The sequence below is a fragment of the Paenibacillus sp. FSL H8-0034 genome (assembly GCF_038000305.1).
GTDB lineage: Bacteria > Bacillota > Bacilli > Paenibacillales > NBRC-103111 > Paenibacillus_S.
Genome location: NZ_JBBOBS010000001.1, coordinates 6,466,811 through 6,489,318, shown reverse-complemented (window position 1 = coordinate 6,489,318; position 22,508 = coordinate 6,466,811). Strand labels below are relative to the sequence as shown.

General features: G+C 46.9%; 19 protein-coding genes and 1 other annotated feature. Of the genes, 16 read left to right on the top strand and 3 right to left on the bottom strand.

Going from position 1 to position 22,508, the window contains the following annotated elements; translation table 11 throughout:
- Nucleotides 1-24: 24 nt before the first annotated feature.
- Entirely contained in the window at nt 25-1,392 is a 1,368-nt protein-coding gene (locus NST47_RS29110) for an LLM class flavin-dependent oxidoreductase (RefSeq protein ID WP_341158255.1), read from the bottom strand.
- Nucleotides 1,393-1,700: 308 nt separating this feature from the next.
- On the opposite strand from NST47_RS29110, the gene NST47_RS29105 reads away from it, so the two are divergent.
- Nucleotides 1,701-2,891 (top strand): M20 family metallopeptidase, encoded by a 1,191-nt coding sequence (locus NST47_RS29105; protein ID WP_341158254.1) that lies wholly within the window; start codon nt 1,701-1,703, stop codon nt 2,889-2,891.
- 47 nt (nt 2,892-2,938) lie between these two features.
- Entirely contained in the window at nt 2,939-3,211 is a 273-nt protein-coding gene (locus NST47_RS29100) for a glutaredoxin family protein (RefSeq protein WP_262685467.1), read from the top strand.
- Between the two features lie 109 nt (nt 3,212-3,320).
- On the opposite strand, the gene NST47_RS29095 is transcribed toward NST47_RS29100, so the two are convergent.
- Nucleotides 3,321-4,244 carry a LysR family transcriptional regulator gene (locus NST47_RS29095; protein WP_341158253.1) on the bottom strand — a complete coding sequence of 308 codons (924 nt, stop codon included), beginning with the start codon at nt 4,242-4,244 and terminating at the stop codon, nt 3,321-3,323.
- 217 nt (nt 4,245-4,461) lie between these two features.
- Between NST47_RS29095 and NST47_RS29090 the strand changes: the two genes are divergently transcribed.
- From NST47_RS29090 to asd, 7 genes are all read left to right on the top strand, one after another.
- The gene (locus tag NST47_RS29090) at nt 4,462-6,051 is read left to right on the top strand and encodes an ABC transporter substrate-binding protein (protein ID WP_341158252.1); all 1,590 of its coding nucleotides are present in this window, start codon (nt 4,462-4,464) and stop codon (nt 6,049-6,051) included.
- 25 nt (nt 6,052-6,076) lie between these two features.
- Nucleotides 6,077-7,024 (top strand): ABC transporter permease, encoded by a 948-nt coding sequence (locus tag NST47_RS29085; RefSeq protein ID WP_341158251.1) that lies wholly within the window; start codon nt 6,077-6,079, stop codon nt 7,022-7,024.
- 17 nt (nt 7,025-7,041) lie between these two features.
- On the top strand, nt 7,042-7,956 hold the full coding sequence (locus NST47_RS29080; RefSeq protein WP_341158250.1) for an ABC transporter permease: 915 nt from the start codon (nt 7,042-7,044) through the stop codon (nt 7,954-7,956).
- Nucleotides 7,957-7,992: 36 nt separating this feature from the next.
- Entirely contained in the window at nt 7,993-9,042 is a 1,050-nt protein-coding gene (locus tag NST47_RS29075; RefSeq protein ID WP_341158249.1) for an ABC transporter ATP-binding protein, read from the top strand.
- On the top strand, nt 9,029-10,060 hold the full coding sequence (locus NST47_RS29070; RefSeq protein ID WP_341158248.1) for an ABC transporter ATP-binding protein: 1,032 nt from the start codon (nt 9,029-9,031) through the stop codon (nt 10,058-10,060). Before NST47_RS29075 ends, NST47_RS29070 begins: the two co-directional genes overlap by 14 nt.
- 27 nt (nt 10,061-10,087) lie before the next feature.
- Nucleotides 10,088-10,609: an OsmC family protein gene (locus NST47_RS29065; RefSeq protein WP_341158247.1), complete on the top strand. Its 522-nt coding sequence runs from the start codon at nt 10,088-10,090 to the stop codon at nt 10,607-10,609.
- Nucleotides 10,610-10,664: 55 nt separating this feature from the next.
- Nucleotides 10,665-10,929, top strand: a binding site (T-box leader).
- Nucleotides 10,930-11,026: 97 nt separating this feature from the next.
- A complete protein-coding gene (gene asd, locus NST47_RS29060) occupies nt 11,027-12,094 on the top strand; it encodes an aspartate-semialdehyde dehydrogenase (protein WP_341158246.1) in 1,068 nt (355 codons plus the stop codon).
- A gap of 135 nt (nt 12,095-12,229) precedes the next feature.
- Here asd and NST47_RS29055 read toward each other — a convergent pair whose 3' ends face one another.
- A complete protein-coding gene (locus tag NST47_RS29055) occupies nt 12,230-14,053 on the bottom strand; it encodes a cache domain-containing sensor histidine kinase (RefSeq protein ID WP_341158245.1) in 1,824 nt (607 codons plus the stop codon).
- Nucleotides 14,054-14,190: 137 nt separating this feature from the next.
- Between NST47_RS29055 and NST47_RS29050 the strand changes: the two genes are divergently transcribed.
- The 7 genes from NST47_RS29050 (at nt 14,191) to NST47_RS29020 (ending at nt 22,502) form a co-directional block, all read left to right on the top strand.
- Nucleotides 14,191-15,573: a response regulator transcription factor gene (locus NST47_RS29050; protein WP_341158244.1), complete on the top strand. Its 1,383-nt coding sequence runs from the start codon at nt 14,191-14,193 to the stop codon at nt 15,571-15,573.
- A gap of 97 nt (nt 15,574-15,670) precedes the next feature.
- The gene (locus NST47_RS29045; RefSeq protein WP_341158243.1) at nt 15,671-17,170 is read left to right on the top strand and encodes an ABC transporter substrate-binding protein; all 1,500 of its coding nucleotides are present in this window, start codon (nt 15,671-15,673) and stop codon (nt 17,168-17,170) included.
- 37 nt (nt 17,171-17,207) lie between these two features.
- Nucleotides 17,208-18,206: a carbohydrate ABC transporter permease gene (locus tag NST47_RS29040; RefSeq protein WP_341158242.1), complete on the top strand. Its 999-nt coding sequence runs from the start codon at nt 17,208-17,210 to the stop codon at nt 18,204-18,206.
- Nucleotides 18,203-19,036 carry a carbohydrate ABC transporter permease gene (locus NST47_RS29035; protein WP_341158241.1) on the top strand — a complete coding sequence of 278 codons (834 nt, stop codon included), beginning with the start codon at nt 18,203-18,205 and terminating at the stop codon, nt 19,034-19,036. The genes NST47_RS29040 and NST47_RS29035 overlap by 4 nt, the downstream gene beginning before the upstream one ends.
- Before the next feature lie 46 nt (nt 19,037-19,082).
- Nucleotides 19,083-20,567, top strand: coding sequence for a sulfatase-like hydrolase/transferase (locus NST47_RS29030; RefSeq protein ID WP_341158240.1), 1,485 nt, complete (start codon nt 19,083-19,085; stop codon nt 20,565-20,567).
- Nucleotides 20,568-20,747: 180 nt separating this feature from the next.
- On the top strand, nt 20,748-21,743 hold the full coding sequence (locus NST47_RS29025) for a Gfo/Idh/MocA family protein (protein WP_341158239.1): 996 nt from the start codon (nt 20,748-20,750) through the stop codon (nt 21,741-21,743).
- 24 nt (nt 21,744-21,767) lie between these two features.
- Complete coding sequence (locus NST47_RS29020; RefSeq protein WP_341158238.1) at nt 21,768-22,502, top strand: IclR family transcriptional regulator; 735 nt, start codon at nt 21,768-21,770, stop codon at nt 22,500-22,502.
- The last annotated feature ends 6 nt before the right edge of the window (nt 22,503-22,508 follow it).

Sequence of the window (22,508 nt, the reverse complement as noted above, 5' to 3'; positions counted from 1 at the left end):
ATTGATTTTATCGACCCAAGAGCATTAACTCAAGCGGCTGACGTCACGATAGACCGCGCCTGGATGATGATGAGGCAGCTTGGCTACGCCTTGGCCAAACAAACGCTCACGGAACGTGCCCGGTGCGTACTCCTTTTTGAAAATTCCTCTTTCCTGCAAAATAGGCACAACCAAATCGACGAAGTCGAGATAAGAGTCAGGCAGTATATAAGGCTCGAGATTGAACCCGTCAACATCGGTTTCTTCCACCCAACGCTCGATTTGATCGGCTATTTTATCCGGTGTGCCGATGACCGTTAGCCCGCGAAACCCTTTGGCAGAAAAATCGTCGATCACATCCTGAACCGTTTTGCGGCTTTGGCTGTGCTTGGTAAAGCGATCGGTATGGGTTTGTCCCTGCTCGGTATGGATATTTTCAAAAAATGACTGCGGGTCCAACTGCGTCAAATCGATCCCCGTTACGCTCTGGTAGCTGAGCAGTGTCGCTTCCTTGCTTTTGTAATGCTCGTATTCCTTATATTTGCGCTGCGCTTCTTCCTCTGTACGGCCGACGATCGCTGAGAGTCCGGTAAACACTTTAATGAAGCTTGGATCTCTGCCATACGATTGGGCAATATTGCGAATATCCTTGACTTGATCGCGCAGCACCTGTGTTGTCGGTGCTTTAAGGAAAACGCCCTCGGCGTGCCGGGCGGCAAAGGCTCGTCCGCGGGCAGAGCTACCAGCCTGAAATAAGACCGGGGTACGTTGTACCGACGGCTCTGTGCCGTGATAGCCGGTCAATTTGAAATATTTGCCGTCGTGGACGATTTTGTGAACCTTCGCAGGGTCGGTGTAGACGCGGTTTTCCCTGTCCATACGTACAGCATCATCGTCCCAGCTGCCTTCCCACAGCTTGTAGCTCAGCTCCAGATACTCATCGGCGATATCATACCGTTCATCATGGGGAACAAATACATCACGTCCGAACAAATCGGCAGCCGCTTTACTGCTGGTCGTTACCACATTCCAGCCAATTCTTCCCTTGGTTACATGATCCAGCGTAGAGAAGCGGCGTGCATTGGCATAAGGCGCCTCATAGGTTGTCGAGGTCGTCATCGTAAACGCAATATGCTGGGTAGAAACAGCCAAAGCCGGGATGATCAGCATAGGATCGTTGGAGGGGGAGCCGGAAGCTTCGCGGAATGCCAGCTCCTCTTTTTGCTTCGGATAGCCGTACGAATCGGCGAAAAACATAAAATCAAATTTACCTCGTTCCAAAATTTGCGCAATCTCGATCCAGTAGTTGATGTCCTTGTAGTTCACCCGATTTTGATTGGGATGTGTCCAGATGCCTTGGGTCAAATGATTGATGCCGTTAACTTCAAAAACACCGAGATGAATTTGCTTCATGGGGATTCCACCTTTATCCATTGTATTTAAATAGAGTTAACCGATTGGAATAATAAATAATATCGTATCAAAAGCATAAAACATAGGTCATGATTTGTAAAATTGAAAAAAGCAAACAGCGAATTTAGTAATTATAAATTGACTGAGGCTTTCTGTTAAAAGAATGGATAATCGGTCAGTTTATATTTTATAAACAGAACGATTAGTTTTTCCAATTATACATATCGGATTGGATGAATTATTATTGCGTTATGCAAAACCAGAAAACAGATTCACATCGATGATGTGGAATAAGGGGGTTAGCTGCGATGAGTACGACTTTGCAAGCGGGCTATGAGCTGCCTGAAGCTTTCAAGGCACAGGTGATTGAATGGCGGCGGCATTTGCACCGGAATCCGGAGCTCTCATTTCAGGAATTCAAGACGGCCGAATTCGTTGAGGAAACACTTCGAGGTTTTGGCGGACTCGAAATCAGCCGTCCAACACCGACCAGCGTACTGGCGAGGCTGATCGGGCCGCGTCCCGGCAAGGTGCTGGCAATTCGCGCCGATATGGATGCGCTGCCGATCCAGGAGGAGAATGAGCTGGAATTCGCATCCGCCGTTCCAGGTGTCATGCATGCCTGTGGCCATGACGGCCATACGGCTATGGTACTGGGCGTCGCCAAGCTATTGACTTCGAGGCGAGAGCAGCTGAGTGGAGAAATCCGATTCATATTTCAGCATGCTGAAGAAATGCCGCCTGGCGGAGCACAGGAAATGGTGGATGCGGGAGTGATGGACGGGGTGGACTTCGTTGTTGGCAGCCATCTCAGTTCCAAGCTTGCGCTCGGCCGGATCGGTATCGCATATGGTGCGATGATGGCTTCACCCGATAATTTCACCATCACGATTCGCGGAAAAGGCGGACATGCGGCTGCTCCTCATTTGACGGTCGATCCGATTATCATCGGAGCCCAGGCTGTTATCAACCTGCAGCATATCGTTTCCCGCAATATCGATCCTATGGAGCAGCTTGTCGTCTCCGTAACGCAGTTTATCGGCGGCTCAGCCAATAATGTAATTCCGGGGACGGTCAAGCTCGGAGGTACGGTACGGAGCTTCGATCCCCATATACGCAGTGCGGCTCCCAAGCATTTTCACAGGATTCTACGTGGGATTACCGAGGCGCATGGAGCTGAATACGTGCTGGAGTATGAATATGGCTATAGTCCAGTGCTGAACGAGCAGGAAATTACGCGTGTTGTCGAACAGGCAGCCGTTGATTTATTTGGACGGGAAGCTGTTGTGCATATTCCGCCGAGCATGGGAGGGGAGGATTTCTCTGCTTACCAGCAGGTAACGCCAGGCGTGTTCTTCAATATCGGGGCCGAGAATAAAGACAAAGGCATCGTCTACCCTCACCACCACCCAAGATTCACTGTAGACGAGGATGCCTTGGCTATGGGTGTGCAGGTATTTCTGCGGACTGCTGATAAGCTGCTGGATTGGTCTGAATAATTATTTTGTAATAACATGACAACATTAGGTACAGGAGGCAATTAAATATGTCAGCACAGCCGAAAATCGTTTTATGGAGCAAGCAGGAATGCCCTTATTGCGATCAGGTCAGGAATTATTTGAAAGCAAACCAATACGAGTATGAGTCCATCGATGTGGAAGGACATGATATCCTAAGGGATGTGCTCGAAGCCAAGTACAATATCCGCCGTATCCCTGTAACGGAAATTGGTGGTGACGGCCAATATCAAGCCGTGTTTGGTGCCGATTTAACGCGCCTGGCTGAAGTGCTGGAAGCCTCGAAATCATCCAGCTCATAACGCCGGTTCATATTACGATTTTAAGGCTGCCATACGGCCTGAAGTCAAGCAGAAAGACTGTTCCGTCAGGCTATGATGGAACAGTCTTTCGTTTTGTCCCCAACTAGTCTCAGGCCATTCGGTAAATCATACTCGAATGAGCCACTTTATGGCGAGAGATGAGAAACTGCTCGACTTCCTCCATAAAACGGACGACAGCTGTTCCTTGCGGGGGATCGTATCGCCTTCTCAATATTCCGATTTGAAACCCTTCGTGAAGATCGACGATTGGCTTGAGCAGGGTTCCCGGAATTTCCGGATAAATCGCTACTATCGGTGCCAGTGCAATACCGAGATTAGCCTGCACGTAGTATTTGAGCGAGGAGATGTTGGCGACCTCGATGCTTTTGTGCAGCTCATCGATTTTTTCGGATATGATGGATTCCACTTTAATACGTATCGGGCAGTTGCCCATCGTCATCAAAAACTTCTCGTTTTTCAATTCCTTGACTGTGATTTCTTTCTTGTTGGACAAATGGTGGGTTTGCGGAATCAACAGTGCCATCGGTTCTTTCAGAAGCGGCTTGAACTGTATTTGCAAATTGGCCTCGGGCTCGGTGCATACGGCAAAATCGATCAGATCGTTCGCAAGCATTTCGCTGAGCTTGTTGCTCGTTCCACTCATAATACTGATCTGCACCTTCGGATACAGCTTGACGAACTCGGGCAGCAGCGTGGGCATAAACTCGCTCACCCAGGGCTCGGAGCCGCCGATGCGCACAAGTCCTGCTTCACCATGCCGAAAGTCGGTGATGGCATCGCACAAATATTCGTACTCCTTAAGCATTTTGTCGGCCCGTTCATAGAAAATGCGCCCTGCTTCCGTCATCTTGATCGTTTTGGCTCGAACCAAAAGCTCGACCTCCAGCTCCTCCTCCAGCTTTTTAATATGCATGGTTACCGTCGGCTGCGAGTACTGCAATGCCTCAGCGGCTTTTTGAAAGCTGCCAAGCTTGACGATCATCTGGAACGTTCGAATCATACGTATTTCCATGCTGCTACCTCCGTTATCAAGTAAATTTACGTTTTCTAAACTATTCGTTTATTTTTTTCAATTATACATAATGACGATTCTGCTTTATTATATCAAATATAAACATAATTAAAACAAGCGGATTACAAGGAATTGTGAACGAAGGGAAACAATTCGGCAAACAAGGCTTTATTTTACGCGAAACTACACTATTATGCTTCAAGGGGGAGAACAGCACATGAAAACACATCGCAAGCTTACAATTATTACTTTATTATTATCAGCCTTACTGGTTACAAGCGCATGCTCCAAAACCGACTCGACTGCAACCGGAACCGCAAGCACTGGCGGCAAGGATACGAAAGAGGTCGAAACCGTAAGTGAAGTCAGGTATCCGCTCTCGCTCACCTTTGCCTCGTTAGATCCGCATCTGGTTCCAACGGGCGGCGTGGCCAATATCGACAGACACATTTATGAGCAGCTGGTCGCCTTCAATACGAAGTATGAAGCCATTCCGGTACTCGCTGAATCGGTTGATATTAGCAATGATGGTAAAACGTACACGTTTCCGCTGCGCAAGGGCGTAAAGTTCCACAACGGCAAGGAAATGAAGGCTGAGGATGTGGTCGCCTCGCTGAATCGTTGGAAAGAAATCACGGCCCGTGCCAAAACGTCGATAGGGGCCTCGAACTTCGAAGCAAAGGACGAGTACACCGTTGTCCTGAATCTTAGCCAGCCGAGCAATGACATCCCGTCCCAGCTGGCCAGCTATCTGCAGTTTGCTGCTATAATGCCCAAGGAGGTTATTGCAGGAGCAGATGCGAAAGGTGTCAAGGAATTCATCGGTACCGGACCATACAAGTTTGTTGAATATAAGCAGGATCAGTATGTGCACGTCGCCAAGTTCGATGATTATAAATCGGTGGATAAGCCGGCGGATGGAGTAACGGGCAAGAAAGAAGCGTTTATTAAGGATATATACTTTGATCTCGTTCCCGATACTTCGACGATGTTCTCAAGCTTCCTGGCAGGCAACTATAACTTCGCCGATATTACGGTAGATAACCTGAATCAGGTGAAAAGCCTTCCGGATGTAGAGGTGCAAAAGGTTTTGTCTTCCGACTACAATGTCGTGTTCAATAAAAAAGCGCCAATTACCTCCAATCTGAAGTTCCGTGAAGCCATTGCCGCTGCCCTGGATGTGGAAAAAATACTTGTCGGCTCTACCTCCGATCCGAACCTGATTCAGCTGAATCCAAGCCTGATCAACAAGGACAGTACGGACTGGTACAGCGAGGCGGGCAAGGAGAAATACAATCAGAAAAATCCCGAGAAGGCCAAGCAGCTGCTGAAGGAAGCAGGCTATAACGGTGAAGAGCTGAAGCTCCTGACAACTCGCGATTCGGGCGGCGTATTTTATAACCCTACCGTGCTGGTCAAGGATCAGCTTGAAAAAATCGGTGTGAAATCGAAGCTTGAGGTATACGACTTTACTACGATGATCAGCAAAAGAAGCGATCCGAGCACCTGGGATATTTATGTAGGATCATTCGCGCTGCAATCCAGTCCGTCCCAGCTGCTTTATCTTGGAAAAACGTACGGCTGGCCTGAAGATGAGAAGCTGCAAAATCTGGTTAAAGCGACGACGACGGCTTTGACTAAGGAAGACAAACGGAAAGCGGCTGATGCGCTCCAAGCTTACGAATATGAGTATCTGGCGGCCATTAAGATCGGCGATTTCGCTACCTATAAGGCAGTTCGTAAAAATGTTACGGGCTACAAATATTTTGAAGGTCCAATTTTGTGGAACACGAAAGTTCTTAAATAATCGGCGATGAAAGAGGAGAAGCGTATTGGCGATTTATTTGCTCAAACGAATTTTGCACCTGTTTCCCGTCTTGTTCATTTTATCGATTGTCGTGTTTTTCATTATTTATCTGATCCCCGGAGATCCCGCATCCGTTATGCTCGGGGATGGAGCCAGTCCGGAAATTGTCGAACAGCTGCGTGAGCAGATGGGGCTGAACACACCCTTATACCTGCAGTATGTGCACTGGATGTCCGATGTGTTTCACGGTAATCTCGGCAATTCTTACTTTATGAAGAAATCGGTGACGGAAACGATCATCGAGCGGCTGGGGCCGACGCTATCACTGGCGATTCTTGCGGAAATCATTGCGGTCATGATTGCCATTCCGGTAGGCATATTTGCTGCTGTGCGTCATGGCTCGGCCGCCGATAAAACAGTCACGGCGTTTTCCTTGTTCGGCATTACGGTACCGGGATTTTTATTGAGCTTGTTTTTGATGCTTATTTTTTCCGTTGAACTCAAATGGCTTCCTGTCGCAGGCTACAAGCCTTTAAGCGCGGGGCTGTGGGAGCATCTGCGTCATTTGATTTTGCCGGCCGTTGCGCTTGGCGTTGTGCATTCAGCTTTTCTGGCACGTATTACCCGATCGTCGATGCTGGAGATTTTGAACGCAGGCTTTATTAAAACAGCCCGCTCCAAAGGGGTAAAGGAACGTTCCGTGATTTACAAGCATGCGCTGCGGAATGCATTTATTCCTATTCTAACGATTATCGGCCAATCGTTTGGCTCGCTGATTGCGGGCGCGACGGTCACGGAAACGATTTTCAATATTCCCGGACTCGGACAGCTGCTGGTTAATTCCGTACAGCGGCGGGATTATGCGGTCATTCAGGGAGCGGTCCTGTTCGTGGCGTTCCTGACCGTCATGATTAATTTGCTGGTTGATTTGCTATATGCAGTGATTGACCCAAGAATAAGACTGAACCGTTAGCATAAAGGAGCTTGGTTATGGCAGCAGATAACGCAAAAAGCCAGGCAGTCGGCAGCTATACGGCGCCGTCGGTAGCACCGGAGCTTGGCAAAGAGCAGCGCAGGCGAATTTTCCGGAGATTTATTACGAACACGGGAGTCGTTGCAGGCAGTGTGATCCTGTTGATCATTATTGTGCTCTCCTTATTTCCTGGATGGTTCGCCACGCATGATCCTTATTTGATTGATGTGGCAAGTCGATTTCAGAAGCCTAATGCTGAGCATCTGTTCGGGACTGATAATTTTGGCCGTGATGTATGGAGCAGAGTTGTGTACGGGGTGAAAATTTCGGCGGAGGTTGGATTCGCGGTTTCCTTGGGCTCTTCGATTCTTGGTTTGATCATTGGCTTGTATGCGAGCTATTACCGGACGCTGGATCATCTGTTCATGAGAATTTCCGACGGCTTGATGGCGTTTCCCGGCATCCTGCTTGCGCTTGCAATCATGGCGATGCTTGGCCCGAGCATCCGTAATCTGGTCATCTGTCTGATTGCTGTCATTACACCGCATGTAGCGCGAGTTATCCGTTCGACTGCTCTCATTATTCGGGAGCAAACCTACATCGAGGCGATGAAAGCCTTAGGCGCTTCGTCAACGCGAATCCTGTGGGGGCATATTGCGCTCAATTCCATTTCGAATCTGATCGTTCAGGCCTCTTTTATATTTGTTGAAGCGATCATCGTGGAGGCGGCGCTCAGCTTCCTTGGCGCAGGTGTGCCTTTGCCTACACCGAGTTTGGGCAACATGCTGATTGACGGCAAAATGTATATTTTTAACTCATGGTGGATGACGGCCTTCCCGGGTGCAGCAATCCTTGTATTGGCCCTGGCTTTCAACTTGTTTGGTGACGGCTTGAGAGATTTTCTGGACCCGCACACGACAGCTAGGAAATAAAGTCATAACTATTTATACAAAGGGGTGAGGCTTCCTTTGAAACAAGCGCATTTGTTGGAAATCAAGGAATTGAAAACCCACTTTCATACGGAAAAAGGGCAGGTTACCGCAGTGGACGGGATCAGCTTTCATATCGATTCAGGCGAATTCATCGGGATCGTAGGTGAATCCGGCTGCGGCAAAAGTGTTACCTCACAGTCGGTTCTCCGGTTATTTGATGAAAAAAGGACGGTTCGCTACGAGGGTGAGGTGCTGTATCAAGGGGAGAATTTGCTGCAGGCATCAAATGCAAGAATGCAGGCGATCCGGGGCAATGATATTTCAATGATTTTCCAGGACCCACTCAGCTCCTTGAATCCGGTGTTTACGATTGGTGACCAAATCGCCGAGACGCTGCTGCTCCATCAAAAAATCTCCCGCAGGGAGGCGCGGCAAAAAACGCTTGAGCTGCTCAAGCTGACTGGCATTTCCGCTCCTGAGCAGCGAATTGACGACTATCCCCATCAGCTTTCAGGTGGAATGCGGCAGCGAATCATGATAGCTATTGCGCTTGCCTGCAGACCTCAGCTGCTTATAGCGGATGAACCTACTACCGCACTTGACGTGACCATTCAGGCACAAATTCTGGATTTGCTGACCGAATTAAACCGTGAGTTCGGCATGAGCGTCATGCTCATCACCCACGATCTTGGTGTCGTCGCGGAAATGTGCAGTCGTGTCATCGTGATGTATCTTGGACAAATTGTTGAGGAAGCCGGTGTGATGGAGCTGTTCACGAGGCCTCTGCATCCGTACACGATCAGCTTGATAAAATCGATCCCGCGTCTGAATGGCGATCGCTTGGAGGAGCTGCATGTGGTCGAAGGAAATGTTCCATCGCTGCATCATATCCCTGCAGGGTGCCGCTTCGCGGGCAGATGCCAGTATGCAGATGAACGCTGCCACAAAGAGGAGCCGCCATATAGGCGTACGGACGATAATCATGCCGCGCGCTGCTGGTATGCCGGGCAGTTTTCGGGAGGATTACTGGACAGCATTACAGCTGAAGACGCTGCTCGGGAGGTTACTCATTATGCCGGGAATTGAGCCTCATCCTCATCAGGAACCCATTAGAACGGCACCTCTTGACCAGCAGCCACTGCTGGAAATCAGGCACTTGAAGAAATATTATAAGGCTGGCGCTTCGTTTGGATTGAACAAAAATGTGGTCAAGGCGGTGGATGATGTCTCCTTCCACTTATGGGAGGGGGAAACCTACGGTCTTGTCGGTGAGTCGGGCTGTGGGAAAAGTACCCTTGGCAAGTCGCTGCTTCGTCTTAATGACGTTACATCGGGTGAGGTGCGATTCCGCGGAACCGATATCCTGAGCTTGTCCAACCGTGCCTTGCGCCCGCTGCGTCAGCAGCTGCAGATGGTATTTCAGGACCCTTATACGTCATTGAACCCGCGTAAACGAATCGGCAGTATTCTTGAGGAATCGCTCGTGATTCATGGTATTGGTTCACGCCAGGAGCGTGAGCAGCGGATATTTGAGATTTTGGACAAGGTCGGGCTGCAGCCTGAATACTATTACCGTTATCCGCATGAGCTGTCAGGCGGGCAGCGGCAGCGGATTGGACTGGCCCGGGTGTTGATCCTGAATCCGAAGATCGTCATATGCGATGAACCCGTATCTGCACTTGACGTGATTATCCAGTCGCAAATTATTAATCTGCTCAGGAAGCTCCAGGGGGAGCTTGGACTCACGTATCTGTTCATTGCTCATGATATTAGCGTGGTCCGGCACATTTCGGATCGGATCGGTGTGATGTATCTCGGCAAGCTCGTGGAAGAGGCCGAGACCGATAGTCTGTTTCTCAACCCGCAGCATCCGTATACGAGGGCATTATTGTCGGCGGTGCCGATCCCTGATCCGACAGTCAAACGGGAGCGGATTATACTAAAAGGCGACCTGCCTTCACCGCTGCATCCTCCGTCCGGCTGTGTGTTTCATACGCGTTGTCCGTTCGTCATGGATGTGTGCAGGCAGGAAATACCCATACTGCGTGAGATAGCACCCCATCACAGGTCTGCCTGTCATTTGCAGGCTGAAATAACAAAATAATAGGATATAAAAAGGAGCAAACCCGATATGACTACACTTAACGAGTATTTGGTTCAAAAAAAAGCGGCGGTAGAGGCCAGAGCTGCACAGGCGGAACACAACACCGAGGTCATCGTTCACCGGGCCAAGGTGCGTGCGGCCGGTAGAAGTGGTGTCCGTGAAATCAGAATCCGGGATTTTCAAATTATTAGCGATAGTCCGGACGACTTTGCCGGGTATAATCTCGGACCCAGCTCACCGGAGCTGCAGCTTGGCGTGCTGGGCAGCTGCCTGACGCATATAACGTTAATTCAGGCATCGATTCGCGGTGTTTCACTGGAAACACTGGAGGTTGAAGTAACGGGGGAATTGCACCCGCTTGCTGGCAAGCCTGGTTATGAAGAGATTCCCGTGTACCCGCACAATATCGCTTATACGGTTACTCTGGGTTCAACTGAAACTGATGAAACGATTCAGGAACTGCGCGATGCCGTTGAACGGGTGTGCCCGATCTACAACCTGTTGGTGAATCCGCAAACTATTCAAGGTCAGTTTGTTAAGAAATCTTGATTGGATACTTTTTGATTTACAATTTGGTCAGTATTTGCTATCATAAGCCTCATATTCAAATGCGATGAAGAGAAAAGTAAATAAATTGATTTTTTCACAGAGAGCTCCGGTAGCTGAAAGGGAGTAAAAAATGATTTATTGAAGAAAGCCTCTGAGCTGCACATCGGAACCGGACAAAAGGGATGGTGTGACAGGAGCTCCTGTTATAGAGCTAGAGTATAAGCATTCTATGTAATGCCGTACTTGAAGAGGCTGCTGCGGCGACGTATCAGCAAATCTGGGGTGGTACCACGACGAATTTAACCAATCTCGTCCCCAAGACTATAAGTCTTGGGGGTGGGATTTTTTTGTTTGCACGTAGTTATCTGTAAGTGAATTGAATGTACTATCACTATCCAATTAGAAGGGATGCTGGTTATGAGTCGATTAAAAGCCGCAATCGTAGGAGCAACAGGAATGGCAGGGCAGCAATTTGTTCTGGCGCTTACAGAACATCCGAATTTTGAGGTCGTCCAGATGGTGACCTCACGAAATGCAGACAATTATGAAAAAGCACTGATTGAAGCCAATGGCAGTTCAAGGTGGACACAGAGCTTACCCATACCTGAAGATATGAAAGGTATTCCTGTCGTTTCTTCAAAAGACTTTTCACCTGAAAAGCTGGATGTGATCTTTACAGCTGTAGAATCAGATTTGGCCAAAGAGCTTGAACCGTGGTTTGCTCAAACTACCCCTACGTTTTCAACAGCTTCTGCATTTCGTTATTTTGAAGATACACCGCTTTTGATCACAGGCGTTAATGATGATCACGCACAATTAGTTCAGACACAACGCATGCAGCGGGGGTGGAAGGGTTTTGTACTCCCTGTGCCTAATTGTACGGTTACAGGGCTTGCCATAACGCTTAAACCTTTGCAGCAGCATTTTGGCATTAATAATGTGCTAATGGTTTCGATGCAGGCCGTGAGTGGAGCGGGAAGAAGTCCCGGAGTAAGAACGCTGGATATTCTGGACAATATTATTCCTTATATTCCGAATGAAGAAGGAAAAGTAAGAATTGAATTATTGAAAATATTGGGTAAATTTGATAATAATTCCATAGCACAAGCGAAAATAAATGTTAACTGTTTGTGTACAAGAGTGAATGTGCTTGATGGGCATACGGAAGCGGTTTTTGTAGGATTGGACAAGAAAGCGGATATCGCAGAAGTCAGGGCAGCGATACAAGGCTACAATCCGTATACAAACAGAAAATTGCATTCGGCTCCAAACAATATGATTCATGTGTATGAGGACCCTTACAGGCCGCAGCCAAGGCTGGACAGGGAAGTCGGGGATGGCATGACGACCAGCCTGGGACGACTGGAGGAAGATCCAGTACTAGGCGGGGTTAAATACGTGCTCGTTTCACATAACACCAAGATGGGTGCGGGCAAAGGCGCCGTACTGCTTGCCGAATCGATGCTTGAGCAAGGTATCTTATAGTAGATCAACGTAAAACCCGCTGGATGGATGCATTCGGCGGGTTTTGATTGTGCGCTTGGGCGCTATACAGTATTCCTGTCGAGCAGGTCCCCGTTATTCGTACAGGAAACCGCCAATAAGCCCATTCCTTTTCAGTTAAGTCCATGTTGCTTCAACAGGCAAGCGGATTTCAACAATTAGACCTCGACCTGCAGCTTCGTTATTTGCGAATTTCATAGAAAATTGATTGCCATAAGCCAGTCTGTATCTGCGGTAAACATTATGAATACCGGTATGCTGTTTAAAGTAAGGATTCAAGGTATCCCCATCACTTGCTGTCAGCTCACTGAGGATATCCATTACATGCTCAGGAAGACCTTGTCCATTGTCTGTTACAGTGAAGACCCATTGTTTGCCTTCCGAGTGTACACCTATTGTGATTTGAAAATCCAGATTTTTAAGCAGCGGACTCCAGCCATATTTCAAAGCGTTCTCGACGAACGGTTGAATGGATAATTTCATAATGGAAATCTGAAGCAGCTCCGGCTCTATGCAAAATAAGGTCTCAACCCGTTTACCGTAGCGGTAATAATGAATGTTGAGGAAATTTTCTGTATATCTCATCTCCTCTTGAAGAGGAGCCATCCCCCCATCCATGCGGACGTTGTAGCGCATCATACGTGAAACACATTGAAGCATGTCGCTGACCGCCTCGCTGTTATTATGCAAGGAATAGGATTCAATCGTTTCAAGTGTGTTAAACAGAAAATGAGGATTGATTTGAGCTTGCAGCTGCAGCAGCTCCTTTTCCTTCTCACTTAGCCTTGTTTTCAAAACTTCTTCCTTCATAGTCTCAAGGTCATTGAGCATTTTATTATAGGTCTCAATCAGAAATCCGATTTCGTCCTGAGAGGAATGCTTGATGGGGACGGAGGTCCCACGGCCCAATAGCTGCATGCCAGACTTGAGGCGGTATAACGGTTTAAGCATGATCCCCATAAAAGGAAAGGCAATTAGCAGAGCTGCGAGAAAGCTGATGGAGGCAACCACAATCGTTAGCAGCTGAGCTTGCTTTACTCCCTTGGTCATTTCCTCAAGAGGGACTAGTCCTACCATCTGTAAATTACCTAAGGGTACCGTATTATGCATAACCTGATATGATTTTCCTTCAAAAGAGAAAATAAACGTATTCGTGCTGTTTTGTGAGCGGGCTTCTAGTTCTTGAGCTAAAGCTTGGTAAATAGGTGCTTGCTGATCCCCAAACACTGCAAATTTTCCTTCGTTATTACTATACAGCAGCAATTGTCCATTTTGTCCAAGTTTAGAATTATCCAGCAGCGCTTGGAGCCAGGCACTATCAATTTCCACAATGATCCATGCATTAACGGATTTCTTGCTGAGGTCGATCACAGGCTTTACAAACGCAAAAACCTCCTGATTAGAGGTAGGAAATATTGAATAACTAAGCTTATGAGGTACCAGGACGCCTTCCTGGCTCATATTAAACACCTGCTTGAACATAGGATCTGTGTGGAAAGCATAGTCCATGTTAAGATGAGCCTTCTGAGATTCAGAATATATTTTACCTAATCTATCCAGATACAATACAGTTATAATTTCCTTCTTGGATTGAATCAGCAGCTGCAGCAAGGGCCTGAAGTTAATGGAGTAGCTTGATTGAAGCGGGATATTGTCATTAGGGACAGAAATATACTTTTGAAATTCAGAATCGATCACGACGGAATTGAGGGTTTCGTTAATACCCAGCAAATATTTATTCATTTCCTTGGACAGGTTATCCATCATATGGGCAGATATGGAAGCTGTGTATTCCGTACTTGAGCGGATGATCAATATTTGCGATAAAAAACTGACTATAAGGGTCGGAACCAAAGAGATCAGAATCAGCAGTATGAATAGCTTGCTTTTTAACGATAGAGCCCTCATTCGACGATATGCTGCCGAAAATCCTTGGTACATGGAATAGCACTCCCTTATCACTCTGATGAGATTTGTTGAAGATTGCTTTTGCTTAATGGTCAAGATGTATGATTTACTGATAGGGATATGATTTCGATAGCAAGCCATTGATTTCCTTGCGGGAGTGTGAAGTCTGAGTGAAAATTTGTGTAGTGGATGATGAAAGTGCTGTAAGATCCGGTATTATCTATAAATTAAACAGCTTGAAAAAGAACGTTGAGGTTTTCGATACAGGTTTTGGCCACTCTGCTCTTCATTTGATTAGGAGTATCCGGCCGGATATTGTCATTACCGATATCTTAATGCCTGAGCTTGACGGACTGGAGCTGCTTCGTCAAATTAAAGTCTCTCTTCCGGCCACCCGTGTCGTTCTATTAAGCGGGTATAGCGAGTTTGAATATGCACGTCAAGCTCTTGAGCACGGAGCTATGAATTACTTGTTGAAGCCAGTGGACCCGACCAAGCTGCTGGAATTGATCACGATTGTGGAGGAGGAGGAAAAGGCAACGCTGGAACATGATTTTCGCCACCAAACTGCACATCTATCTGAGCAATCGGGAACCATAGACATACTTGAAATAGACCATACAGCATTATGGTTTGATACGAATGTTTCAAAAAAAATTGTGTTGAATCGGGAGTTGGACCATTTAAAGAAGTCGCTGGACGAGCCTCTTGTTCTTATATTTGCCTATAAGGGGGTGTATGGTGCGATTGTCGGTTGTACGCGGCAGGAAAAAGAAACGTTTATGAGGGGGAGTGAGTTCCCGAATGTCCTTCTTCTTAAGCTGGCCAGCTGTGAGGAACGTCGTTTTTTTGGAGCTGTAACCGATTTGCATCATAGGGGGAGCGAGCAGCAGCTGAAGCTGGCAGTTCACATCCGTCACAGTATTCTCCTGAATGTGAAGGAAATGAATATCGTTGGCTTGGAAACGCAGCTTGGTGAGTATATTCAGCTGCTTCAAGGCTTCAGCATGCATCAGGTGCGCAAGGAATGTGCATTCCTGATGGCAGCACTTGATGAAGCTATGACCACCAAATACGATATTAGCGTTGTAGAGGAGGACAAATTAGCTTATTGGACATCATGGGTTAATCAACATAACGATTGGGATGATCTGAAGAGACGGCTGGGAAAATTTGTTGTTGGCGGAGTCAAGGCGCTTGCTGGACTGGACCATAGCCAGCCTGGTGATATAGTTGAGAAGGTTATGCAAATCGTCAGTCGTTACAAAGGGGCCGATATTAATCTGGAGTCGGTGGCTGCTCAGTTGTATATGCATCCAGTGACCTTAAGCCGCATATTCAAACAGCAGACAGGGGAAAATTTTATTCGATATGTCGTTAGGCATAGGCTGAAGCAAGCCGAGAAGCTTCTGCAGGAAAGCGGGAGAAAAGTAGGTGAAATTGCAGAGGTCGTGGGCTACACCGATTATAAGTATTTCAGTGTGCTGTTTAAGCAGCATTATGGAATGAGTCCCTCGGAGTACCGAAAAAAGCATGGCGTGACAGATGGCTAAAAAGTCCATACCTCATGTTAATTTATTCTACTACTTAATCAAGTAACTGTTTATTATACTTAGCAGGAAGATCAATTAATAAGGGGGCAGTTTGAAAATGAAGAGAACGCTTTCAAAAGGGTTGCTTGGCATAGTTGCTGTGAGTGCCATAATGTCGGGATGCAGCGGGAGTGATACTCCCCAGGCCGGGAATGGCCAAGCTGTAGATAATGGAAAAAAACCGGTAACGATCAAATTTTGGCATCGTTGGCCGGAATCGCAGCCTGTATTCGAGAAGGCTATTAAAGAGTTTAAGGAGAAATATCCTTACATCACCGTGGATATGCCAACAATTGCTTCTCAGCAATATACCGCTCAGCTGCAGGCTGCAGTAGCAAGTAACGATTTGCCCGACATATTTTCCAATCAAGCTGCAGTTCCTACGGATCAATTATACCAGCTTGGACTCATCCGCGATCTGGAGGATCTGTTCCCGCAGAAGAAGAAGGATGAGTTCTATGAAGGAACCTGGGCCGAGGGATTTACAACGATGGGAGGCAAGGTGTATGCCATGCCTCACTTTACCCCGCGCCGATACGCCCATGTTATGTACTATAATCTGGATGTGCTCAAGAAAGCGGGATTATCAGAAAGTGACGTTCCTAAATCATGGGATGATCTGGTTGCGGTTGGCAAGAAGATTAAAGAACAAAGCCCGGATGTATATCCGCTGATTCTTGGAGTCAAGACCGATTGGTTAATGAGCGGTATGATAGGGCAGATGGCCTCAGCAATTTCCCCTGAGATTCTGCCTAATGATGGGGTAAATTCAGGCTTTAATTATAAAAAGGGTGAATATGAACATTATTCAGCCGGTGTGGTTGAAACGATGAAGTATATCAAGCAGCTGCAAGAGGATAAGATTTTGCACCCGAACAGCTTGGTTATTGACTACCGTGAAGCTTCCACCTTGTTTGCCGGAGGCAAAGCCGCTTTTGTTATAGACGGTACTTTCCTGACTTCGGAGCTGAAGCAGAATAACAAGTTCAACAATTTTGGTGTCGCACCATTGCCGACCAAGGGGGGCAAGCAGCAATATTATGCTTTCCAAGGCGAGACGAAGGCTTCGGTTCACGTAAGCAAAAACACAAAAAATTATGAAGAAGTCAAACTGTTCCTGCAATTTTATATGGACCGGATTTATGCCATGGAGCTTGAAATGGGTGTTGAAGGATCACCAATCATTGCGCAGAATAAAAACACGAAGGTGGATAATGTCCAGTTTATGCAGGGACAGAAGATTCAGGATGAGACCTTTATTTTATCTCCTCATCCATACACGCGCAACCCATCTGCTGTAAAGGTCAACACCGAATTAAATGGTAAAAAGCCTAAGGAAAACACTGGAAAAATACTGGAGGGTTATCTGGCAGGGCAAATTAAAGATGTAGAGGCAACGCTAAAAAAGCTTAGCTCTGAATATAATCTGGCTTTATCGGAATCGATCAAGAAAGTGCAGGGAGCCGGCTCCAAGATCAGCATTGATGATTACAAATTTCCCAATTGGACACCGCTTCAACCATATTCCAAAAATAAATACGACGAGATTGGCAAGTAATCTCAGCTCAATTCATTCTTAAAGGGGGCTGTGTGCAATGAGTGAGTCAATATCCTTCATAGCATCAGGATCAGGTACATCCAGTACGAGGAAAAGAGAAAGAATCCGACATGTTTGGGCGTTTCTATTTATACTTCCCCAACTGATCTTTTTTGTTGGATTTACGATATATCCTATTATTATGAGCTATGTCTACGCTTTTTTTGATTGGAGTGGATTGGGTCCCTTATCGAATTTTGTGGCTTTTGAAAATTTCAGTAAATTGCTTCAGGATGATAAGTTTTGGAATGCATTTGGCAACAGTCTTCTATTCATGACGGCTAAGTCTGTTATCCTGATGCCAACTACCTTGATTATGGCGCTTATTCTTAATCAGGCCTTTTTTAGAGGAAAGGTATGGTATCGAACCATTTACTTCCTTCCCGTCGTCACCACCACTTCGATTGTTGGTATTATCATGAAATTTATATTTGGTAATGAGCATGCTTTGGTTAATGAAGTATTAATGGCACTAGGGATTTTGAAGCAGCCGATCCCCTGGTTGGGTGACGGAAGTACGGCGATGGCTGTCCTTATCCTGATAGGCTCATGGAAGTTTTTTGGCATGATGATGGTGTATTGGCTTGCCGGACTTCAGTCACTACCGGGGGACGTGTATGAGGCAGCCAAGGTAGACGGCGCGAGCTATTGGCAGACACTGAGAAGTATCACGTTACCTCTGTTAATGCCCGTTGCAACAGTCATTCTGTTGTTGACTGTTGTAAACAGCATGCATGTGTTCGATCTGGTTAAAACACTAACGAACGGCGGCCCGTTCTTCGCCACCGAAACCGTCGATTTGTATATTTATGAGTATGCTTTCAGCTCCAGCGGATTTCCCCGGATCGGTTACGCTTCTGCTGCTGGCATCATTTTTGGCTTAACGATTTTCATCCTTACCCTTGCTCTCGGCTGGCTGGCCAGGTACACCAAGGAAGGGAGAGATGCGAAGCATGCAAAACTCGCCCAAATGCAAGAGGGAGGCGTCTTGAAATGATTAAATCTAAATCGCTAACGGGTTTGCTGCTCCACCTTGTACTTGTCGTTTGCGGGATCGTATGGGTATATCCTTTTGTCTGGATGATCCTGTCTTCATTAAAAACGAACACCGAGTACATCAATGCCGGGTTTAGGCTTTTGCCTGAGGTTCCACAATGGGAGAACTATGCAAGGGCATGGAATGTTGGGCATTTCTCGACGTATTTCGCCAACTCTGTTATTATTACGTGCTCCACTGTGGTCATCGTTATTGTTCTTTGCGCGCTAACCGGATATGCATTGGGTAGAGTCAACTTTCCGGGGCGTAAATTATTTGTTCTGGCTATTACGGCTACAATGTTCATACCCAAAGGGTATACCATTATCCCTATTTTTCAAATTATTAAGAGCCTGGGTCTTTTAAATACGCTGCCGGGTATAATATTGGCAGAATCGTCCGGGGCGCATGTGTTGTTTATCCTTTTATTTATGACCTACTTTCATAACCTGCCCAAGGAATTGGAAGAGGCATCAGAGATGGATGGCTGCGGCTTTTTACGTACCTTTTGCCAGGTGATGCTGCCACTCTCGAAGCCTATCATTGCAACGACAGCTATTATGCAATTTATATGGACCTGGAATTCCTTTTTCGTACCGCTTATTTTCAGCATCAACAAACCGGAGCTCAGAACGCTTGCAGTCGGGATGTATTCATTCGCTGGAGAGCATACAATAGATTGGTCCGGTATGGCTGCCGGTGCCTCGATCTCGCTCGTTCCCGTCATCTTGATTTTTATTGTGTTCCAGCGTTTTTTTATAGAAGGCATTTCTGGATCTGTAAAAGGCTAATGAATGTAAATCAGTTGAAAAATTTGACTTGAGGAGGCTTCAAACCATGAAGAAAAAGCCGCATATACTTATATTTAACCCCGATCAATGGCGCAGTGATGTTATGGGCCATATGGGAAATCCGGCTGCCGTAACTCCATTCCTGGATCAGATGGTAAAAACCGACGGTGTTTCGTTTCGCAATGCCTTTTGCCAGAATACGGTATGCACACCGAGCCGCTGCTCCTTTATGAGTGGGTGGTACCCGCATGTTCGAGGACATCGGACCATGTACCATATGATGCAGCCGGAAGAGCCTGTATTACTGAAAACACTTAAAGAGGAAGGCTATTATGTATGGTGGGGCGGTAAAAACGACCTTGTGCCGGCTGAAAACGGGTTTGAGTCGTATTGTGACGTCAAATATCAACCTGCTCGTATTCCCCGGCGGGAGACAAATTTACATGCCCATGATAGCTGGAGAGGGGCGCCGGAGGAAGATAATTATTTCTCTTTCTATGCTGGAAAGCTGGAGAAGGGGGAGGAGGAGGAAGCCTACTACGATGGGGATTGGGCAAATGTGCTTGGAGCTATTGATATGATACGGAATGCGCCTTCCGATAAGCCGTTATGTATCTACTTGCCCTTGCTGTATCCACATCCTCCCTATGGGGTTGAAGAGCCTTATTTCAGTATGATCGATCGTGATAAGCTGCCACAGCGGGTTCCTGCCCCACAGGACTGGAGCACCAAGCCAAGCCTGATGAAGGGGATATATGAGCAGCAGGCTTTACAAGGCTGGACGGAGGAACGTTGGGATGAGCTTCGTGCAACCTATTACGGAATGTGTGCCCGTGTTGATAAACAATTCGCCATGGTCATGGATGCCTTGAAAGAAGCAGGAATGTACGATGATACTGCCGCATTCTTCTTCTCGGATCATGGTGATTATACAGGTGACTTTGGACTCGTCGAGAAAACCCAGAATACCTTCGAGGATTGCTTATCCCGGGTGCCATTTGTCATAAAGCCGCCCAAAGGGATATCCGTGCAGCCCAGGGTTAGTGAAGCTATGGTGGAGCTTATTGATTTTCCTGCTACAGTGGAAGCGCTGCTGGGCATTAAGCCCAAGCATAGCCATTTTGGCAAATCGCTCCTGCCTGTGCTTGCGGGGGATGTAGACGAGCAACGTGACGCTGTGTTCTGTGAAGGGGGCCGTCTTCATGGTGAAGAACAGTGCATGGAGAGAGAAAGCACCTCAGCCAACGGCAGTAGTGCGACCGGGCTCTACTGGCCGCGAATTCAATGGCAGCTGCAGGAGGGACCGGAGCATACGAAAGCTGTGATGTGTCGAACAAAGGAGTATAAGTATGTTCGCAGATTTTACGAGCTGGACGAATTATATGATTTAATAAATGATCCCGGAGAAACGGTCAACCGGATTGATGATCCCGGAATGGCTGGTGTGTTAGCAGAGCTGAAGGAACGCTTGTTAACCTTCTATCAGGAAACCTGCGATGCCGTCCCTCATGTTACGAATAAGAGAGGCTGACCATTGATCGATCCGGAGTGCCCGAGTATTACGTACATGAAAGAATTAACAATCTTCCTCAGAAATGAGGAGGATTGTTTTGTTTGGATTGTTTCAAACTTCACTTGAAAATTACAGCAGTATAGCCTACTATTATATATAGAACTATGTTCTCTATTATAGAACGACAAGGAGAGAGATATGAAACTTCGTATCGGTTTTATAGGAACAGGTAGATATGCGGATAAGCACCAACGTATACTTTCACAAATGGAGGGTGTATCGGTCGTAGCCTTTTGCGGCAGAAACAAGGAAAATGTGGAGCGGGCAGCACGCAGTTGGCCAGACGCGAAAGCGTATACAAATGTGGTACAAATGCTGGATACGTGTATATTGGATGCTGTCTACATTTGCGTACCACCGATGGGGCACGGTGAAATTGAAAGGCACCTGGTTGATCGCGGCATTCCTTTCTTTGTGGAGAAACCGCTCGGAATCGAGTTGACCGAGGATTTGGAGCTGCTGCGGAAGCAAGCAGCTGACAGACGCCTTATTACTTCCGTTGGCTATAATTGGCGTTATCTCGATTCTGTAGCCAAAGCGCGCGAGCTTCTGCTGGAAGGCACGATGGGAATGGCACTCGGTTACTTTATGAGTTCTTTCCCGCAGATTGCCTGGTGGAGACGAATGAACGGCTCGGGAGGGCAATTCAACGAACAGACTACTCATATTGTTGATCTTATTCGTTATTTATGCGGGGAAGTCGAAGAAGTGTACGCAGCCTTTAGCAAGCGACGTTTACATGAAATTCAAGAAGGCATGGATATACCGGATGTGGGCACCGTTACACTCAAATTGGTGAATGGGATGGTGGCCACGATATCCAATACATGCATACTTCCAAGAGGTCACCATACAGGCCTGGATGTGTACACGACCTCTGGTGTTGTGGAAATTCGTATGGATAGCCTGAAGGAAATCGGACGTGACCGAACGGTAGAGTACCGGAATAGCTCGGACCCGTACATATTGGAAAATGCGGCCTTTGTGCATGCATTGCGAACGGGGGATACTTCTCGTATCTTATCTGATTATGACGATGCTTTCCGCACATTCGAAGTGACCTCTGCGGCACATGATTCTGCGACCGAGGGCCGGATCATACGGTTACCGAGCTATACAACGAAAGAGAGTTGAATCGAATTGTCAGATGAAGGAAAAGTGAAATCATTAATTAAAGCGCTGAAAATTCTCGATTGCTTCACGGTACAATCGCCTGAGCTGGGTATTACAGAAATAAGCGAGAAGCTGGGACTTTATAAAAGTAATGTTCACAATATCGCAGATACTTTTTTAAAGGCAGGGTATCTGGAGCAAAATCAGGAGAATGGGAAATACAGGCTAGGATTTAAGCTACTGGAGTTCAGCAACGTAATCCATAGTAACATTGATTTCAGAACTATCGTGCTGCCGTTGATGCAGGAGCTATCGGACTTTACGAATGAAACCGTGTACCTGGGTACGCCAAGAGAAAATGAAGTCGTTTATCTGGATTCTACCTGTCCGCGAAATCAGCTTTCCACGAGGTCTATGCTGGGTGTTAAGGCGCCGCTTTATTGTACCGGGATTGGCAAAGCGATGCTTGCTTATTTACCCGATGACAGAATCAAGGCAGTCATAGACAAGGGTCTTATCGCCATTACAGATAGTACGATAACCAGCCAAGAAGCGCTTATACTGGATTTGCAGCAGATTCGGGCAAGAGGCTATTCTATTGATCATATGGAGCATGAATACGGAATTAAATGCATGGGAATGCCGATTCGCAACAAAAAGCGGGAAGTCATTGCCGGAGTAAGCATTGCCGGTCCCTCCCTCAGGTTTGATGATTCCACAATTGAAAATTATGCGGTTAAGCTGCAGCAGGTGGTTAGCCATATCGAGGATAAGCTGTAAAAGCAT

What these genes read in the sequence shown, in the direction of transcription:
- NST47_RS29095 (WP_341158253.1), bottom strand. Translation starts at nt 4,244, where the DNA reads ATGGAAATACGTATGATTCGAACGTTCCAGATGATCGTCAAGCTTGGC.
- NST47_RS29065 (WP_341158247.1), top strand. Translation starts at nt 10,088, where the DNA reads ATGACTACACTTAACGAGTATTTGGTTCAAAAAAAAGCGGCGGTAGAG.
- NST47_RS29045 (WP_341158243.1), top strand. Translation starts at nt 15,671, where the DNA reads ATGAAGAGAACGCTTTCAAAAGGGTTGCTTGGCATAGTTGCTGTGAGT.
- NST47_RS29030 (WP_341158240.1), top strand. Translation starts at nt 19,083, where the DNA reads ATGAAGAAAAAGCCGCATATACTTATATTTAACCCCGATCAATGGCGC.
- NST47_RS29025 (WP_341158239.1), top strand. Translation starts at nt 20,748, where the DNA reads ATGAAACTTCGTATCGGTTTTATAGGAACAGGTAGATATGCGGATAAG.
- NST47_RS29055 (WP_341158245.1), bottom strand. Translation starts at nt 14,053, where the DNA reads ATGTACCAAGGATTTTCGGCAGCATATCGTCGAATGAGGGCTCTATCG.
- NST47_RS29035 (WP_341158241.1), top strand. Translation starts at nt 18,203, where the DNA reads ATGATTAAATCTAAATCGCTAACGGGTTTGCTGCTCCACCTTGTACTT.
- NST47_RS29040 (WP_341158242.1), top strand. Translation starts at nt 17,208, where the DNA reads ATGAGTGAGTCAATATCCTTCATAGCATCAGGATCAGGTACATCCAGT.
- asd (WP_341158246.1), top strand. Translation starts at nt 11,027, where the DNA reads ATGAGTCGATTAAAAGCCGCAATCGTAGGAGCAACAGGAATGGCAGGG.
- NST47_RS29105 (WP_341158254.1), top strand. Translation starts at nt 1,701, where the DNA reads ATGAGTACGACTTTGCAAGCGGGCTATGAGCTGCCTGAAGCTTTCAAG.
- NST47_RS29110 (WP_341158255.1), bottom strand. Translation starts at nt 1,392, where the DNA reads ATGAAGCAAATTCATCTCGGTGTTTTTGAAGTTAACGGCATCAATCAT.
- NST47_RS29070 (WP_341158248.1), top strand. Translation starts at nt 9,029, where the DNA reads ATGCCGGGAATTGAGCCTCATCCTCATCAGGAACCCATTAGAACGGCA.
- NST47_RS29100 (WP_262685467.1), top strand. Translation starts at nt 2,939, where the DNA reads ATGTCAGCACAGCCGAAAATCGTTTTATGGAGCAAGCAGGAATGCCCT.
- NST47_RS29080 (WP_341158250.1), top strand. Translation starts at nt 7,042, where the DNA reads ATGGCAGCAGATAACGCAAAAAGCCAGGCAGTCGGCAGCTATACGGCG.
- NST47_RS29090 (WP_341158252.1), top strand. Translation starts at nt 4,462, where the DNA reads ATGAAAACACATCGCAAGCTTACAATTATTACTTTATTATTATCAGCC.